The following is a 16,737-nucleotide window of genomic DNA, read 5'->3' as shown; positions in this document are numbered from 1 at the left end:
CTAAAAAAGCGACTCAAAAATGAGTCGCTTTTTTTATTCAATCAGTTTTCTGATTATTTTGATTTAAGAGTTTTCTTAACCTCCACCTCTCTAAAGGCTTCGATCACATCTCCCTCTCTAATATCATTGTAGTTCTTAACCTGCATACCACAGTCATAACCCTTAGCTACTTCTTTCACATCGTCTTTAAACCTCTTAAGAGATGAAAGCTCGCCGGTATAAACAACCACTCCCTCACGGATCAATCTCACTCCGGCACTTCTATAGATCTTACCAGAAGTCACCATACAACCGGCAATTGTACCGATCTTAGATATCTTGAATGTCTCCCTGATCTCTGCCGTACCAGTAATCTCTTCCTTCAATTCAGGAGAAAGCATACCCTCCATCGCATCTTTGATGTCGTTGATGGCATCATAGATAATAGAGTACATTCTGATATCGATCTCTTCCTTATCGGCTACCTGTCTTGCATTTCCGGCAGGACGAACGTTAAATCCGATAATTACCGCATCAGATGCCGAAGCAAGCAACACATCACTTTCTGTGATCGCACCCACTCCTTTATGTATGATATTCACCTGGATCTCTTCCGTAGAAAGTTTCTGGAAACTATCTGTAAGTGCTTCTACAGAACCATCCACATCTCCTTTCAGAATAATATTAAGCTCTTTAAAGTCTCCAAGAGCGATACGTCTTCCAATTTCATCCAGTGTAATATGACGCTGAGTTCTCACATTCTGTTCACGTTGCAACTGAGTACGTCTTGCAGCAATATCTTTAGCTTCACGCTCATCTTCCATCACCTTAAAGGTATCACCTGCCTGAGGTGCACCATCAAGACCAAGTATGGATACCGGTGTAGAAGGACCTGCCTCTTTCACCTCATGACCACGTTCATCGTGCATAGCTTTTACCTTACCACTATGTCTTCCAGCAAGAACATAATCCCCAACTCTAAGCGTACCCGACTGTACAAGGATAGTTGCTATATAACCACGACCTTTATCAAGGAAGGCTTCTACTACTGTACCCTTAGCTAGTTTCTTAGGATTCGCCTGCAGCTCCAGGATCTCTGCTTCAAGAAGCACTTTTTCAAGTAATTCTTTTACACCTGCTCCTGTTTTTGCAGAAATATCGTGTGACTGGATCTTACCACCCCAATCTTCAACCAGAAGATCCATGGCGGCAAGTTTTTCTTTAATTTTTTCAGGATTCGCCGTTGGTAAATCAGATTTATTGATCGCGAATATAATTGGAACCCCGGCAGCCTGTGCGTGTGAGATCGCCTCTTTTGTTTGAGGCATCACATCATCATCTGCAGCAATTACAATAATTGCGATATCTGTTACCTGTGCACCACGAGCACGCATTGCCGTAAAGGCTTCGTGACCCGGAGTATCCAGGAAGGCAATTTTTTGTCCGCCTTCAAGTTTTACACCATAGGCACCAATATGCTGGGTAATCCCTCCGCTTTCTCCGGCAATTACATTTTCCTTACGAACATAATCCAGTAATGAGGTTTTACCGTGATCTACGTGACCCATTACTGTTACAATTGGAGCTCTGGTAACTAGATCTTCAGGATTCTCTTCTACTTCTTCAACAGTTTCTTCAACATCGGCGGTTGTAAATTCAACCTCATAGCCAAATTCTTCTGCAACAATGCTTAACGTTTCAGCATCCAGACGTTGATTCATGGTTACCATCATTCCTAGAGACATACATGCTGAGATCACCTGAGTTACAGATACATCCATCATGGTTGCCACCTCACTTACGGTAACAAACTCGGTTACCTTTAAGATCTTTTCATCAGATTCCTGCTGTGCAAGATCCTGTTCAGATCTTTGACGGTGTTGATCTCTTTTCTCTCTTCTATATTTCGCGCCCTTACCTTTAGAAGATTTCCCCTGAAGTTTTTCAAGTGTTTCACGCACCTGCTTTTGTACTTCTTCTTCAGTAGGTTCCTCCTTGGTAATAGGTTTACTTCTGGTTCTTCCGCCTTTCTTAGCTCCACCACGCGGAGCATTTCCGCCTCCACCTTTTACATCTTTACTGATGCGACGGCGACGTTTCTTGCGCTTATCTTTATCATCCTTCTTGTCGTCTTTCTTCTCCTCTTTCTTCTTAACAGGTTTCTTGAATTGAGAAAGATCGATCTTTTTACCCGTGAAGTTAGGACCACTAAGTTTAGTATACTTAGTTTCTATAGTACCAGATTCTTCTTTAGATTCCTCAGCTTTTTCTTCTGCTTTAGGCTCTTCGGTTTTGGCTTCCTGAGGCTTGGCTTCTTCTTTCTTAGGTTCCGCTTTTTCCTCTTTAGGCTTTTCTTCTTTTTTCTCTTCTGCTTTCGCAGCAGGTTTTTCAGGCTCTTTGGTCTCTTCAGCTTTTTTGACAGGTTCTTCAGCTGGAGTTTCCTTTACTTCCTCTTTGGAGGCTTCGGCTTCTTTTTCCTTGGGTTTCTCGCCTGGCTTTTTATCCAGATCTATTTTCCCGACAGTCTTTGGACCTTCAAGCTTGGCTCTCGTAGAAACGGCTTCTTCTTCCTTTTCCTTCTTCACCTCTTCTGCCTTACGCTTTTCTTCGATCTCCTTACGCAGCTCTTCCTTTTCTTTCTTTCTTTCCTCTCCAACTTCTTTAGAAGCAACTTTTTTACTCTTGTCGGTTTGGAATTCATCAGAAAGCACCTCGTAGATTTCTCCCGAGATCTTGGTCGTTGGACGTGCATCTATCTCGTAGCCCTTGGAAGTAAGATATTCCACAGCCCTGTCTAACGAGATATTGAACTCACGTAGAACTTTATTTAATCGCGTTGTTTTCGCTTCTGCCATAAATTGCCCTCTAAATTAACCTCTTTTAATGTAAGCTTTATTAAAAAAATATTATTCTTCAAATTCTGAACGAAGTACGGCCATTACATTCTTAATGGTTTCCTCCTCAAGGTCTGTACGACGAACAAGATCATTAACATCCTGTTCCAATACAGCCTTTGCAGTATCCAGACCAATTTTAGAAAACTCGGCGATCACCCAGTCTTCAATTTCATCTGTAAACTCTTTTAATTCAACATCTTCCTCTACACCTTCACGATACACATCAATTTCATAACCCGTCAACTGACCAGCTAATCTAATATTGTGCCCACCACGACCAATTGCCTTGGAAACTTCTTCCGGCTTAAGCATTACCTCAGCCGTTTTAGCTTCTTCGTTCATCTTAATGGAAGTTATTTTCGCCGGGCTCAATGCTCTGGTGATGAATAACTGCTCATTATTGGTGAAATTGATCACATCTATGTTCTCATTTCCTAATTCACGTACAATACTGTGAATCCTGGAACCTTTCATACCTACACAAGCTCCAACAGGATCGATCCTATCATCGTAAGAATCTACGGCCACCTTCGCTTTCTCGCCAGGAACACGAACTACTTTTTTGATAGTGATCAAACCATCAAATACTTCCGGGATTTCCTGTTCGAATAATTTCTCAAGGAAACCGGGAGCGGTTCTGGACATAATGATCGTAGGCTTGTTACCTTTTAATTCCACACTTTCAATGATCCCCCTTACATTTTCTCCTTTACGGAAGAAATCTGAAGGAATCTGGCGGTCTTTTGGAAGCACAATCTCATTCCCTTCATCATCAAGAAGAATGATTGCTCTGTGCCTTATATGATGAACTTCTGCAGTATAAATCTCTCCTTCAAGATCTTTAAACTGCTTGTAAATATTTGTATTATCATGCTCATGGATCTTTGAGATCAAATTTTGACGCAAGGCCAAAATCGCTCTTCTACCAAGATCTACAAGCTTCACTTCTTCTGAAACATCTTCCCCAACTTCAAAATCAGGCTCGATCTTTCTTGCCTGAGTTAGAGAAATTTCCCTGTTAGAATCTTCTACTTCACCATCTGCTACCACGATTCGGTTTCTCCAAATCTCAAGATCTCCTTTATCAGGGTTTACAATAATATCAAAATTATCGTCTTCTCCATACTTTTTCTTTAAAGCATTTCTAAAAACATCCTCTAAGATCGCCATCAGCGTAACACGATCTATAAGTTTATCGTCTTTAAACTCTGAGAATGACTCAATCAACGCGATATTTTCCATATCAATTTGTGATTAAAATGTTATTTTAACTTTTGCTTCCACAATATCAGCATAAGGCACGGTCGCCTCTTTCTGAACTGTAATTTTCCCCTTGCCCACAGGCTTAGGCTCTCTTGCTTTCCATGAAAGCTTTATTTCACTATCATCTGCAGAAACCAGATCAGCTTCGAATTTTTCATTCTCCGTTTTCACTTTCAACCTGCGTCCAATATTCTTTTGGTATTGTCTCGGCATTGAAAGAGGCTCAGAGACTCCTGCCGAAGTAACTTCCAGAGAAAAATCTTCCTCCTCCCTGTCCAGGTTATGCTCAATAGCACGGCTCACCATGATACAGTCGTTTACCGAAACGCCCTGATCCCCGTCCAATACTATCTTAATGTGATTGGCGGAGTTTACTTCAAGGCTTATTAAAAATAAGGAATTATTTTCTTCGAATACCTTCTCTGCTAACTTTTCTACCTTCTCCTTCAGCATGTTTATAAAAAGAGGGGACTTCTGTCCCCTCGCTGTACTTTTTTAGTTTCAACGCTGCAAATATAGCAATATTTTCCAAGTATAAAAACGTGAAAATAAATCAATTATTCTTTGTAATTTTAATAGAGCTTTAATTAGGAAGCCTATAACTTCAATCATGAGAAATATACTTGTTCCCACAGACTTTAGCCCTCAGGCAGAGATGGCTCTTAAAGTAGCCGCACAATTAGCCCGGAAATTTGACGGCGAGATATTTTTACTCCATATGCTGGAACTTCCCCTTCAGCTAATAGATCCTGTTGGCGGGAGCAGCCAAAATATTCCTGAAGCCATTTTTTTTATGAAACTTGCCCATCAGCGATTTTCGAAAATTATGCGAGAACCTTACCTGGAAGGAATTAAAGTTCACGAAACAGTTGAATTCCACCGTGCTTTTGACGGAATTATGGAAATTAGCAAAGAAAAAAAATGTGACCTTATCGTTATGGGCTCACATGGCGCAAGCGGATTTCAGGAAATGTTTATAGGCTCAAATACTGAAAAAGTGGTTCGCCATTCTGAAATCCCCGTGTTGGTGATTAAAAATGAGATACAGGAATTTGAAATTCAAAATTTTGTATTCGCAACAGATGCAAACAATGATCATAAACACGTGCTGGGAAAAGCTATAAAATTCGCAAATACCATTAATGCAAACCTTCATCTTCTTTTTGTGAATACGCCAAATGATTTTATGACCAGTGCAGAGGCGACTAGAAGAATTGAAGAATTCGCGGGGGATTCAAATTCCAAAAATTATAAAATTCACATTTATAATGACGTGAGTGTGGAAAAAGGCATACTTAATTTCGCCAAAAAAATAAACGCCGGACTCCTGGGAATTGGCACTCACGGCAGAAAAGGGATCGCCCACTTTTTTAATGGCAGCATTAGCGAAGACCTGGTAAATCATGCTACCCGTCCCGTCGTTACCTTTAAGATCTAGAGAAAGGATTTAAGCGCTCCGTTCTTAAGGAGGTTCCATAAATAATTCCAGAAAGATTTTGTTCTATCCCTGGTAAAACTGATCTCTTTATAATTTGCCTTTTTATTAAGGGTATTATTCTTCACAATTAGATTTGCCAAAGCAGATATGACCTTGTTCTTTCTTGTTCCATCCTTTCTAAGCACCTCAACTTTAAAATTATTATACTCCAATTTCATGTCTCCGCTTGCTTTAATATCATTCCCGTAGAAATTAAAATACATATCCAGGATCTCACCTTCTGCCTGTAAATTCATAGCAGGCTTCATGAATTTATTCATCTGTTCTGCAGCAATTCTACCCATATTCCCGGTGATATGAAATCTATCATTTACATTACTAATATCAAATTCAAGCCTTACTTTTATAGGAGCCTTTTTCATAAAATTTGCTGTGGCGGTAAGAACGGTTTTCGGAAAGTCTTTTCTATCTAAACCAATATTGGTGATATTTTTAATTTGGGCATTCAAATTAGAGAAATCAACTACGCCACTTTCCCTGTCCGCATGAATATTTTCTTCATACCTTATATAGGAACGATTTACATTTATACTATCTAACTGAAGCAGGATAGGCATCTTTCTTATCATCTCACTATACAAAGGCTTAATACTGGTATCATCTGGCTGAAGTTTATCCCGGTAAATATCAAAATAAGCTCCGTAAATTTCGGTAAGTGAATTTTGGATTTTCAAGGTATCATTCTGCATAGACCAGTTAAAACTATCCATAGACAGGGAATCAATTTTTAGATTATACCTGTCCTTTTCTACATTAATAGTTTCTTGATGCCCGGTTTTTGAAAACTTCGGAATAATTTGAAGTTTCTGAATAAGAACTTTATTATTATCTATTACAAAATTACCCGCAGCTAATTTATGCTGCTCATTGAGGTCATAGAAAATACTATCAGCATTTAAAAGAATAAGATCGTAATTAAAGGGAACAGTTTCTTTAAGGGTTTCGGAATTGATCCTTACCTGTTGCAGTTTAACATCCCTAATTTTCGTAAACAACCTGTGTTCTGAACTATCTTTTTCGAATATCTGAAAACTCCCTCCATTGATATTCACGTTTTTAATGAGGACCTTATTTTCAAATTTTGGGCTCTTACTTTTTTCAGAAGAAGAATCTTTTTCTTTATTCTTAAAGTTATAAACCTTAATTACCGGGTTGGAAATTTTAAGTTCTCCAATTATTATATCCTTTTTTGAAATATAGTCCCATAAATGAATATCATCCAGCAGAATAGCATCAACTTTTAAGGTCTTTCCATCAATACGAAATGAAGGATTAACAACTTCTGCCCTGCGATCCAGCAATTTCACATCCACCTTCTCAAAGCTCCCGCTGGCTTTCTTAAGATTATCTTCTATACTTTGCCTTATTTTATTTTCCAGATGATTATTTAAAAATAATAATCCTAAAGCCAGAACTCCGATCATTATGAGAGCACTAACGGCAAATTTTGTAGTTCTTTTCAAATTATGATTTCTATTTGTGAACCAATTTACAATTCAGAGTCTTTCAAAAGACCTGTTTAAGATTTTTTAACTTAAAAGATTGTAATACAGAAGTTACCAAAGTTAAATTTTCGTCAAACTTGATCTTTTACTTCTACGGTATGATAATTGGATAGTATATTTGAACAAATCAAAAAGAAAAAATGTTTTTAAAAGTCGGCGTAAAAGTTTTATTTGTAGTCATGGAGGTTTTCCTTGGCTTCTATAGTTTGGTAATCTCTGAGAGTTTGCTGATCAAATTTTTATTTTTTGCCGTAACTGCAGCAATAATAGCTTTTGCCATGCTGAAAACCATAAATAAGATCCTACCTACAGATAAAGCATTAATGGAAGTCCAGGCAGACGATAGAGAATAAAAAATATAATATTAGATCATAGAGAAAATCCGTTGTTTACTTCAACGGATTTTTTTATTTAATTTGCCCTTCATTTTAAAAAGATCATATGAGGCTGGTTTGCCTTTCAGACACTCACAATTTTCACCACGATATCTCAATTCCTGAAGGAGATATTCTAATTCATGCGGGTGATTGTACAGACGGGGGTACCCGAAATGAAACCGAGAATTTTTTAAACTGGTTATCCAATCTACCTCATAAACATAAAATCCTGGTGCCCGGAAATCACGATTTCTATTTCGAAAAACCAGAACAGCGCAAAAATGTTCCTGCCAACATCAATTTACTTATAGACAGTGGCCTTAAAATAGAGGGATTTCAGTTTTGGGGTTCCCCGGTTACTCCGGGAATAGAAAACTGGGCTTTTAATCGCGAAAGAGGAATACAAATTAAAAGTCACTGGAACTTAATTCCGGAAAATACTGACGTTTTAATTACCCATACACCTCCTTATGGAATTCTGGATGAAATTAGTAGTGGAATAAAACTGGGATGTGAAGAATTACCTCAAATTTTAAAAATTGTTCAACCAAAGTATCATTTCTTTGGACATATTCATCATGCCGCGGGTTCTATGAAGAAGTCATCAACACAGTTTTTCAATCTCTCTATCCTCGATGAACGCCAACGTATCATGCACTCACCACTAGTACTTGATCTGTAAAACAAAAATTAATCTTAAGAATCTCCCGTACAAGTTAAAAATTTATTAACAGGGCAAGTATTACATTTTTTTTAACAGCTTTTAGCCTGTCTAGTAGTAATTTAGCCCAAGATGAAAATGTCGAAAACAGTTTAACCATGAATAGATTTACTACCCCGGAGATTCTTGATGAAGTCAAAAATCTTATTTCTTATAGCATTATTAACAAGGCCGAGGAAAATTCAAATTTCCAGACCATGCATCGCGCTATTGTAAAAAAGTATTTTGATGCCAAGCATGTAAATATTAATTACCAGGATGAGACAATAGATTTACAACTGCCTGTAGGACAAAAAAAATACACCAATATTACTTTTGAATGCCAGGATTTAGAAAGATTTTTAAGATCATGTCTTAAGAAAGATGAAAAGAGCCTGTTCTTTTACCAGAATATACTTAACCACTATAATATTACCACAGCAGCTTAAACTAATACCCCAATACTATATTCAGTATAAGTTCCGGTCCCTACACCGGGATTTTTTATTTTATATACTCCCCTATCTCCCTTAATTTCTCCACACTTAAAGGTTTAGACAGAAAACCGGAAAGCATGGGAAACTCATTTATCTTTTCTTTATCAGAATACGCGATAGAAGAGCTTACAATAAAAATTTTCGTTTGTGTATATAAATTAGGAAATGATTTTTCCAACTCCTTTAAAAACTGCCAGCCATCCATTACCGGCATATTAATATCTAATAATATAACTGAGGGCATTTCTGAATTGGTAAAATTTAGATCATGCAGAGCCTTCCTGGCATTCATATAAAATGATGCTTGCTGGAAAACATCTGCCCGGGCAACTAGTTTTTTGATGATCCTTTGGTAGATCTCATCATCGTCTATCACATAAATGCTTTTCTTCATTTAAACCTTACTTTGAAGCTGGTACCGACTTCCGGCTTACTTTCTATTTTAACCGTTCCGCCCATGGCATTTATCTGGTTCTTGGTGATAAACAAGCCCACACCCCTGGCGTCCTTTCTTTCAGAAAAAGTTTTATAAAGTCCGAAGACCTTTTCACCATGTTTATCCAGATCAATCCCGATCCCGTTATCTCTTATTTCCAGTATCCAGTTATCCTCCTCTTTATAACCTCTTAATTCAATCACCGGAGTTCGCTGGGGGTGTGAATAACGCAAAGCATTAGTAAGAAAATTGAGCAATACACTTTCCATGTAGGCAGCGTTAAAATTTACCTGCATATCGACAGGCAAATCTTTAATAATTTTGGCGTCCTTGGTTTTAATCTGTAAACTCAAAACATCCAGAGCCTGATCAACAAATTCAGCAACATTAATCACCTCCGCTTTTATATCAAGATTGGTATTGATGGAAACCACTTCATTCAGGTCATGTAAAGATTGATCCAGATTCCTGGACACTTTATTCAGTAGCTTAACATAGGAATCCTTCTCTTCCTGAGACTCTTCAGTATCATATAATTCCAGGATTGAAGACATATTGCTTGAATGCGATCTTAGGTTATGAGAAACAATATAGGCGAAATTCAGTAATCTCTTGTTCTGCTCCATGACGAGTTCGTAAGATTTTACCAAATTCATTTCAGCTTCTTTTTTACCGGTAATATCTCTCAGATTCACCACAAAACCATTCACATTATCCACTTTCAGCATATTGGTTAAGGTAGCATTTACCCAGAACCAGTTATTTTCAGCATTTTTAACTCTTAGGATAATATCGGTAATTGGAGTGCCGGGATTCTGATATGCTTTTTCAACCTTCAATCGTAATAAATCATGATCATCAGGATGTGTGTAATATAGGACTCCGTTTGCAGCAAAATCTATTTCTTCATATTTCGAGATCTTGGCCAGCGAAGGAGAATAATATTTAACATTATTAAGATCATCTACAATAAGGATAATCTCATTTGAATTTTCAACCAGGGACCTGAAACGGTTCTCATTATCAATCAATTTCTGTTTAACCAGTATCCGTGCTGAAATATCTTCTACCAGAGCTATATGAGAACTTACTTCCTCCCCCACTTCCCATAATGGCGAAACATTAATTCTTACCCAAATAAGCCTGCCATCGCTTCTTTGCAGTCGCTTTTCCAGACTGTATTCCCTAATCTCATCCCGACTCAACTTCTGCATTAATTGGGTGTTTTCAGAAAGATCATCGGGATGCGAAATGACCTTATAATCCTTTTGTTTGAGCTCTTCTTCTGAATACCCCAGAAGATCCTGAAATTTCTTGTTCGCTTCCAGGATCATCCCCGATTTAGAATCAACCCTAGCCATACCTATCGCCGCCTGATTGAATATGGTTCGAAAATGCAGTTCGCTTTTAGCCAGTTCCCCCGCCTGCTCCTTCACTAGTTGCTGCAATTTTGCCGGTTGTTTTAAAGTATTATATATGATCCAGCCTATAGCTCCTGAAATAACCAGGATCATAATGGCTACAGGAATAAGGGTGTAAAAAGCTTTTTGAGGATCTACCGGAATTATATATATCTTCCAGCCGCCATCTGGTAAAACCAGTTCTTCTGAATAGGATTTATCCAGCTTATGATCTTTTTTTAGAAAGAACTCTTCTTTTTTTGTGAGCGGATTTATCTTGGAAAACTGAAAATGATATTGGTCACCTGCCAGCTCTTCAAGTCCTGATTGATCTATTAGATTGTCAAATTCAATTAGCACCGCTACAAACCCCCAGAATTCATTCTTTTTAAAAACTGGAAGTCTACCTACAATGGCTAATCCACCCTGTTTCAATTCTAAAGGACCGGCAAAGAACATCTGCTTTCTCTCGATTGCTTTAAAAGCTTCTCCATTTCTGGTACTATCCTTTAGAATATTATAATTAAGAGCATCTTTATTCTCTTCCAGGGGATATACTTTGGTAATTACACCCCCGGGAACAATTTGAATAGCATCTATATTGGGATTATTATCTACTAACTGCGGGGCTACCTCATCAAAATTTTCAATATCACCATCTTCATCTATTTGCAAAGCCAGGGAAAGAGCCGCGGAGTAACTATACTTTAAGGACTGATCTATATTTTGTTCGGCAACATCTATAATGGCCGACATTTCACTCTGACGATCATCCAGTAAGATCTGATACCGCTGCCATAGCATGAAGAAGCCAGCCAGAAGAAGTAATAAGAAAGCAAGGAAACCTATAAGTAATGGTCTTCTCTTAGCATTTGAGCTGGTAGGGTTTTCTATTGTATGAGCCATTCAACTAGAATTAGGGGACTAGTAATGAGGTAAGATTTAGAAATTAAGGAAACCAAATATACCTAAATAACTGTAAAATAGGTCTAATTGCTGATATTTTGAGAAAGCTGGAATTTTAAGTTGATTATTGGTAAGAGTAGATATTCAAGAACTTCATAACAATAGAAAATCATTCCTTTTTTAAATATAATCATTTGAAGAGCTTAGAAATATGAATATATCCTCTTTAAAAGAATTACTTTAATGAACATTTATAATAAGACTTATACCATTCTAAATATTTACTGACGCCTTCTTCAATTTCAATAGAAGTTTTATAATTGAAATCTTTCATTAAAGGTTCTGAATCTGCCCAGGTCCTTTCTACATCTCCCGCCTGCATGGGCATAAATTCTTTTTTAGCTTTTATTCCCAGCTGCGTTTCAATCTCTTCAATAAAACTCAAAAGCTTTACCGGCTTGCTATTTCCAATATTATAGAGACGATATGCAGAGGTTTTTTCTGTGGAGACTTTTTTTACTACCGCTATTATTCCATTAACGATATCATCTATAAAAGTAAAATCCCGCTCCAGCTTGCCGGCATTAAAGACTTTTAGTGTTTCTCCCTTTAGAATGGCATCTGTAAACAGGAACATGGCCATATCTGGGCGACCCCAGGGGCCGTAAACCGTAAAGAACCTTAGCCCGGTAGTAGGTATATTATATAAATGACTATAGGTATAAGCCATAAGCTCGTTACTTCTTTTGGTGGCAGCATACAGACTGATTGGTTCATCTACCCTGTCTTCCGCGGAAAACGGGATCTTTTTATTTTGTCCATATACGCTGGAACTACTCGCATAGATCAAATGTTTTATAGGATGATTACGACAGCATTCCAGGATGTTAGCAAAACCAACGAGGTTACTATCTATATAGGCCTCCGGATTTTCCAGGCTATATCTAACCCCTGCCTGGGCGGCAAGATTGCAGACGATATCAAAATTTTCTTTTCTGAATAACTCCGGGAGTTTATCCCGATCTTCCAGGTTCATCCTGAAAAAACATAAGTTCTGGAGTTTGGAACTTTCACATTTTTGATTGAATTTATCTGCATCCTCTCTATCTATTCCTAATTCCTTTAATCTGGCAAATTTTAAATCCTGACTATAATAATCGTTGATATTATCTAGTCCTACTATCTCATGCCCCTCTTTCACTAACTTTTCACATAAATGAAAACCGATAAAACCTGCAGCTCCCGTAACGAGTATTTTCATAAAATATTAGTATCTTCAATAGAAATCTTCTTCTATAATTCGAAGAAAGCCCCGATTATCCGTCAAAAATAAGGGATTTATTCTTCCTACTTTAAGAATTATTTCCTTAATCCCAGTTCTTTTTATATTATCTCAGCCTTGCTTCAAGGCCTCTTTAATGGAATTGGAACTCTGTTTCAACCGGAACACACAACTGATAACTTCTTAAATAAAAAATACGAATTCGGGATGCAATCTGGATTGCGATCTACGAACTATAAACTAAAAAAGCCTGAACTTTCGTTCAGGCTTTTGCACTTTTGTTGGCCTACTAGGGCTCGAACCTAGACTCTTCTGGACCAAAACCAGACGTGTTGCCAGTTACACCATAGGCCAATGCTTAAATGCGGATGCAAATTTAAGACAAAGTTTATTTTACACAAACTTTTTATTGAAATTTTCCTGAAAAATTACAGTTACCTACTTTTAGGCTTCATTCTCAGCATTTTCCAAAATAAATGCTTTTATCTTCCGTTTGTAAAGCATTCAGCAATTTATTATTAAATTCGCCACTTTAGTACAACTACACGAGTATTTTATGACTGACTTTAACTTTGGTAAGTGGAACAAGATCCTAGGCTGGCTGGTTTTCTTGATCGCTTTGACCACATATTCCCTTACTTTGGAACCTACGGCAAGCTTTTGGGATGCCGGTGAATATATCGCAACATCTGCCAATCTGGAAGTAGGACACCCCCCCGGGGCTCCATTCTATCAAATGATGGGCGCCTTCTTTTCTACTTTTGCCGCTGATAATACCCAGGTTGCTCTAATGGTTAACTTCATGTCTGGATTTTCCAGCGCCGTTGCCATTATGTTCATGTTCTGGTCTATTAGTCTTTTGGTGCTAAAAATAGCCGGGCCGGTCACTAAATTAACCAGCTCAAAAAAAATAGCGGTCCTGGGAAGTGCTCTCGTGGGCTCCCTGGCGCTTACTTTTACTGATAGTTTCTGGTTTAATGCTGTGGAAGCTGAAGTTTATGCCATGGCCGCCTGCTTTATGTCGGTCATGTTCTATCTCGGTCTTTTATGGGAAAGAGATATGTTCACCCCGCGCGGAAATCGCTGGATCATATTGATTTCTTTAGTGATAGGACTTTCTTTTGGAGTTCACTTTATGGGACTGCTCACCTTACCCGCCATAGGATTCCTTTATTTCTTTAAAAACTATAAAAAAGTAACGGTTAAAAATTTCATCATTGCCAACATCGTAGTGGTGGCGGTTCTAATGTTTATTTTCAAACTTCTTTTACCTTATACCCTTACCTTCTTTTCTGCTTCTGAACTGTTCTTTACCAACAGTCTGGGAATGCCGTTTAACACCGGTACTATAGTCGCTTTTCTGGTAATTGTCGCTGCTTTTTACTTCGGAATAAATTATACCCGAAAGAAAAATCTTTATAAATACAATACTCTGCTACTATGCATTCTCTTTGTACTGGTAGGCTTTTCGAGCTGGGTAATGCTTCCTATAAGAAGTAATGCCCCCACGGTGATCAATGAGAACAGCCCCGATAATGCCAGGGAACTACTGGCTTATTATAACCGGGAACAGTACGGGGAAACCCATCTTTTTTACGGCCCTCAATGGTCTGAAATGTACTCAGGATTAGATGCTGATAATCCCTATGAAGATGCTAAACCTAAGTATGAGAAAGATGAAGAAGTGGGCAAATACATTATTGTAAATGATTACAAAAATGCCAAACAGAATCTGGATGACGATCACAAAGCTATTCTCCCACGAATGTGGAGTACAGAGCATGCCGTTAATTATATGGAATTCACCGGACCCCTGGATTTTAAGATCAAATCTGAATACCAAGGCGAAGAAAGATTACTTCAGGCTGTAAACGATTTTAAGAATCAGTTTTCCCGGGGAGAAAGGGATATGGAAGACTATCATAATTTCCTGACACAAATGAGTGATTACCTGGATGTCCAGAAGCCCACTTTTGCCGAAAACATTGGCTATTTACTGGAATATCAGGTAGGATATATGTATTGGCGTTATTTTATGTGGAATTTCACGGGTCGCCAGGATGACATCCAGGGTAAATACAATGACCTGCACGGGAACTGGCTTAGCGGAATAGACTTTATAGACGAAATGCATATTGGCACTCAGGATGAGCTGCCTTCAGACATGAAAAATAACAAGGCCAGGAACACCTATTTCTTCCTGCCCCTACTACTAGGATTAATAGGCCTCGTTTTTCAATTGAAAAGAGATAAAAAGACTTTCTGGGTATTAATGGTATTCTTCCTGTTTACGGGAATTGCCCTGAAAATATACCTGAACGAACGTCCTTTTGAGCCACGCGAAAGAGATTATGCCCTGGTAGGTTCTTTCTATGTTTTTGCGATCTGGATAGGCTTCGGGGTCTATGCGATCTTTGATAAACTTCGAAGTTCCATTAGTCCGAAAATCCTTGCTCCGGCAGTGGTGGTGCTAAGTTTATCATGTGTTCCTACCTTACTGGCTTCAGAAAACTGGGACGATCATGACAGGTCTGGTCGGGATACTGCTTTAACCATGGCCCGGATGTACCTTGACTCGGTAGATGAAAATGGTATTTTATTCACCATTGGTGATAACGATACTTTTGCCCTGTGGTATGTTCAGCAGGTGGAAAAATACAGGACCGATGTTAGAATCATAAATACAAGTCTTCTGGCTACCGACTGGTATATAGACCAGATGAAACGGGCCGCTTTTGAAAGTGATCCGGTGCCATCCCAGCTTCAGAATGAATTCTATAATGGTAAGAACGATGCCATTTTCCTTAGAGAAGTTACCCAGGATACTATTCCTATAAAAACCTGGATGAATTATATTGAAAATGACGATCCCCGTACCCAGGCAGAATTGCAAAGCGGGACTTTTATAAACACTTTCCCTTCAAGATATGTTAGGATTCCGGTAGATAAACAAACTGTTCTGGAAAATAATATCGTCGCCGATTCGGCAGCTGATAAAATAGTTGACCATATAGACATCACGATAGATGATCAGATCCTTTACAAGAACCGACTCCTGATGCTGGACATTCTCGCTAACAATAACTGGAAAAGACCTATATACTTTACCGGCGGTAGTTTTGGCGATGAAGATTATTTATGGATGAAAGACTATCTGCAGTTAGAAGGAGTAACTTATAAACTGGTTCCCATACGCACGCCTGTAGATCCACGTAATCCATTTGACATGGGACGGGTGAATACAGAGAAAATGTACAATATTGTTAAGAATTGGGACTGGGGTAATATGGGCTCTGGCGACATCTATCATGATCCTGAAACCCGTAAGAATTCCATTACCTACAGGAGCAATCTGGCCCGACTTACCGAAAATCTTCTGAATGAAGGAGACACTATTCATGCGGAAGAGATCCTTGATCTTGGTATGGAGCATATGCCCGTAGAGTATTATGAGTATTACACTTTACTGGAACCATTTATCACTGGTTACTATGAAGTGAATAAGCCCCAAAAAGCTCGTGAAATATGGGAAAAGGTCACTAAAAAATATCAGGAAAATCTAAACTTTTATAGCACCTGGGATGTAGACAGGCAGTATAGGTATGCTGATGAGATCATTACCGATATGGAGCGATACCGCGGACTTGTAGACATCATGATGGTTTATGAAGACCGGGAAACTGCCCAGAAAAAAGCGGAAGAGTTCAATAATTACCTGAGATTATTCCGACATTTCTACAGAGAAGATGAAGAAATAGACGCCGAGGTTAAATCGCCACAGGAAGAAATAATGGAAGCACTGGATGGCGCCGTGCCGGTTGAAACAAGTATAGATTCTGCGGCTTTGGATTCTGTGGAACAATAATAGGAAGTTAGGGTAGCTGTCATTTCGACGGAGCGTAGCGGAGGAAAAATCTCAAGTGTTAAATAAACACAGATGAGATCTCTCCCTATGGTCGAGATGACATATTCAATAGAGCTATCAAAGTTGAGATCG

General features: G+C 38.5%; 12 protein-coding genes and 1 tRNA gene. 5 read left to right on the top strand and 8 right to left on the bottom strand.

The window, feature by feature from the left end; translation table 11 throughout:
• Window positions 1-53 precede the first annotated feature (53 nt).
• Genes infB through rimP form a run of 3 tightly spaced genes read right to left on the bottom strand, consistent with a single transcriptional unit; the run spans window position 54 to window position 4,592 of the window.
• On the bottom strand, window positions 54-2,834 hold the full coding sequence (gene infB, locus LGQ90_RS13955) for a translation initiation factor IF-2 (RefSeq protein WP_229341916.1): 2,781 nt from the start codon (window positions 2,832-2,834) through the stop codon (window positions 54-56).
• Between the two features lie 51 nt (window positions 2,835-2,885).
• Window positions 2,886-4,118 (bottom strand): transcription termination factor NusA, encoded by a 1,233-nt coding sequence (gene nusA / locus LGQ90_RS13950; protein ID WP_229341913.1) that lies wholly within the window; start codon window positions 4,116-4,118, stop codon window positions 2,886-2,888.
• A 12-nt stretch (window positions 4,119-4,130) separates the two neighbouring features.
• Window positions 4,131-4,592, bottom strand: coding sequence for a ribosome assembly cofactor RimP (gene rimP / locus LGQ90_RS13945; RefSeq protein ID WP_229341909.1), 462 nt, complete (start codon window positions 4,590-4,592; stop codon window positions 4,131-4,133).
• A gap of 157 nt (window positions 4,593-4,749) precedes the next feature.
• Here rimP and LGQ90_RS13940 point away from each other — a divergent pair, with 157 nt between their 5' ends.
• Complete coding sequence (locus LGQ90_RS13940) at window positions 4,750-5,577, top strand: universal stress protein (RefSeq protein ID WP_229341906.1); 828 nt, start codon at window positions 4,750-4,752, stop codon at window positions 5,575-5,577.
• Here the strand turns inward: LGQ90_RS13940 and LGQ90_RS13935 are convergent.
• Window positions 5,574-7,100 carry a hypothetical protein gene (locus tag LGQ90_RS13935; protein WP_229341904.1) on the bottom strand — a complete coding sequence of 509 codons (1,527 nt, stop codon included), beginning with the start codon at window positions 7,098-7,100 and terminating at the stop codon, window positions 5,574-5,576. The two genes, LGQ90_RS13940 and LGQ90_RS13935, sit on opposite strands and share 4 nt — an antisense overlap.
• A 182-nt stretch (window positions 7,101-7,282) precedes the next feature.
• Between LGQ90_RS13935 and LGQ90_RS13930 the strand changes: the two genes are divergently transcribed.
• The 3 genes from LGQ90_RS13930 to LGQ90_RS13920 all read left to right on the top strand — a co-directional run bounded on the left by LGQ90_RS13930 (window position 7,283) and on the right by LGQ90_RS13920 (window position 8,668).
• The gene (locus LGQ90_RS13930; RefSeq protein WP_229341901.1) at window positions 7,283-7,495 is read left to right on the top strand and encodes a hypothetical protein; all 213 of its coding nucleotides are present in this window, start codon (window positions 7,283-7,285) and stop codon (window positions 7,493-7,495) included.
• An 88-nt stretch (window positions 7,496-7,583) separates the two neighbouring features.
• Window positions 7,584-8,201 carry a metallophosphatase domain-containing protein gene (locus LGQ90_RS13925; RefSeq protein ID WP_229341899.1) on the top strand — a complete coding sequence of 206 codons (618 nt, stop codon included), beginning with the start codon at window positions 7,584-7,586 and terminating at the stop codon, window positions 8,199-8,201.
• 137 nt (window positions 8,202-8,338) lie between these two features.
• Entirely contained in the window at window positions 8,339-8,668 is a 330-nt protein-coding gene (locus LGQ90_RS13920; RefSeq protein WP_229341897.1) for a hypothetical protein, read from the top strand.
• A 55-nt stretch (window positions 8,669-8,723) separates the two neighbouring features.
• Here LGQ90_RS13920 and LGQ90_RS13915 read toward each other — a convergent pair whose 3' ends face one another.
• The 4 genes from LGQ90_RS13915 to LGQ90_RS13900 form a co-directional block, all read right to left on the bottom strand.
• Window positions 8,724-9,110: a response regulator gene (locus tag LGQ90_RS13915; protein WP_229341896.1), complete on the bottom strand. Its 387-nt coding sequence runs from the start codon at window positions 9,108-9,110 to the stop codon at window positions 8,724-8,726.
• Window positions 9,107-11,458 carry a PAS domain S-box protein gene (locus tag LGQ90_RS13910; RefSeq protein WP_229341894.1) on the bottom strand — a complete coding sequence of 784 codons (2,352 nt, stop codon included), beginning with the start codon at window positions 11,456-11,458 and terminating at the stop codon, window positions 9,107-9,109. Before LGQ90_RS13910 ends, LGQ90_RS13915 begins: the two co-directional genes overlap by 4 nt.
• A gap of 235 nt (window positions 11,459-11,693) precedes the next feature.
• Window positions 11,694-12,719, bottom strand: a complete 1,026-nt coding sequence (locus LGQ90_RS13905) for an NAD-dependent epimerase (protein ID WP_229341892.1) — start codon at window positions 12,717-12,719, stop codon at window positions 11,694-11,696.
• Window positions 12,720-13,021: 302 nt separating this feature from the next.
• Window positions 13,022-13,094, bottom strand: a tRNA-Gln gene (locus tag LGQ90_RS13900).
• Window positions 13,095-13,296: 202 nt separating this feature from the next.
• Here LGQ90_RS13900 and LGQ90_RS13895 point away from each other — a divergent pair.
• Window positions 13,297-16,605: a DUF2723 domain-containing protein gene (locus LGQ90_RS13895; protein WP_229341889.1), complete on the top strand. Its 3,309-nt coding sequence runs from the start codon at window positions 13,297-13,299 to the stop codon at window positions 16,603-16,605.
• Window positions 16,606-16,737: the final 132 nt, after the last annotated feature.

Source organism: Christiangramia sediminis (assembly GCF_020552705.1).
Taxonomy (GTDB): Bacteria; Bacteroidota; Bacteroidia; order Flavobacteriales; family Flavobacteriaceae; genus Christiangramia; species Christiangramia sediminis.
This window is presented reverse-complemented; position numbering and strand designations above follow the sequence as displayed.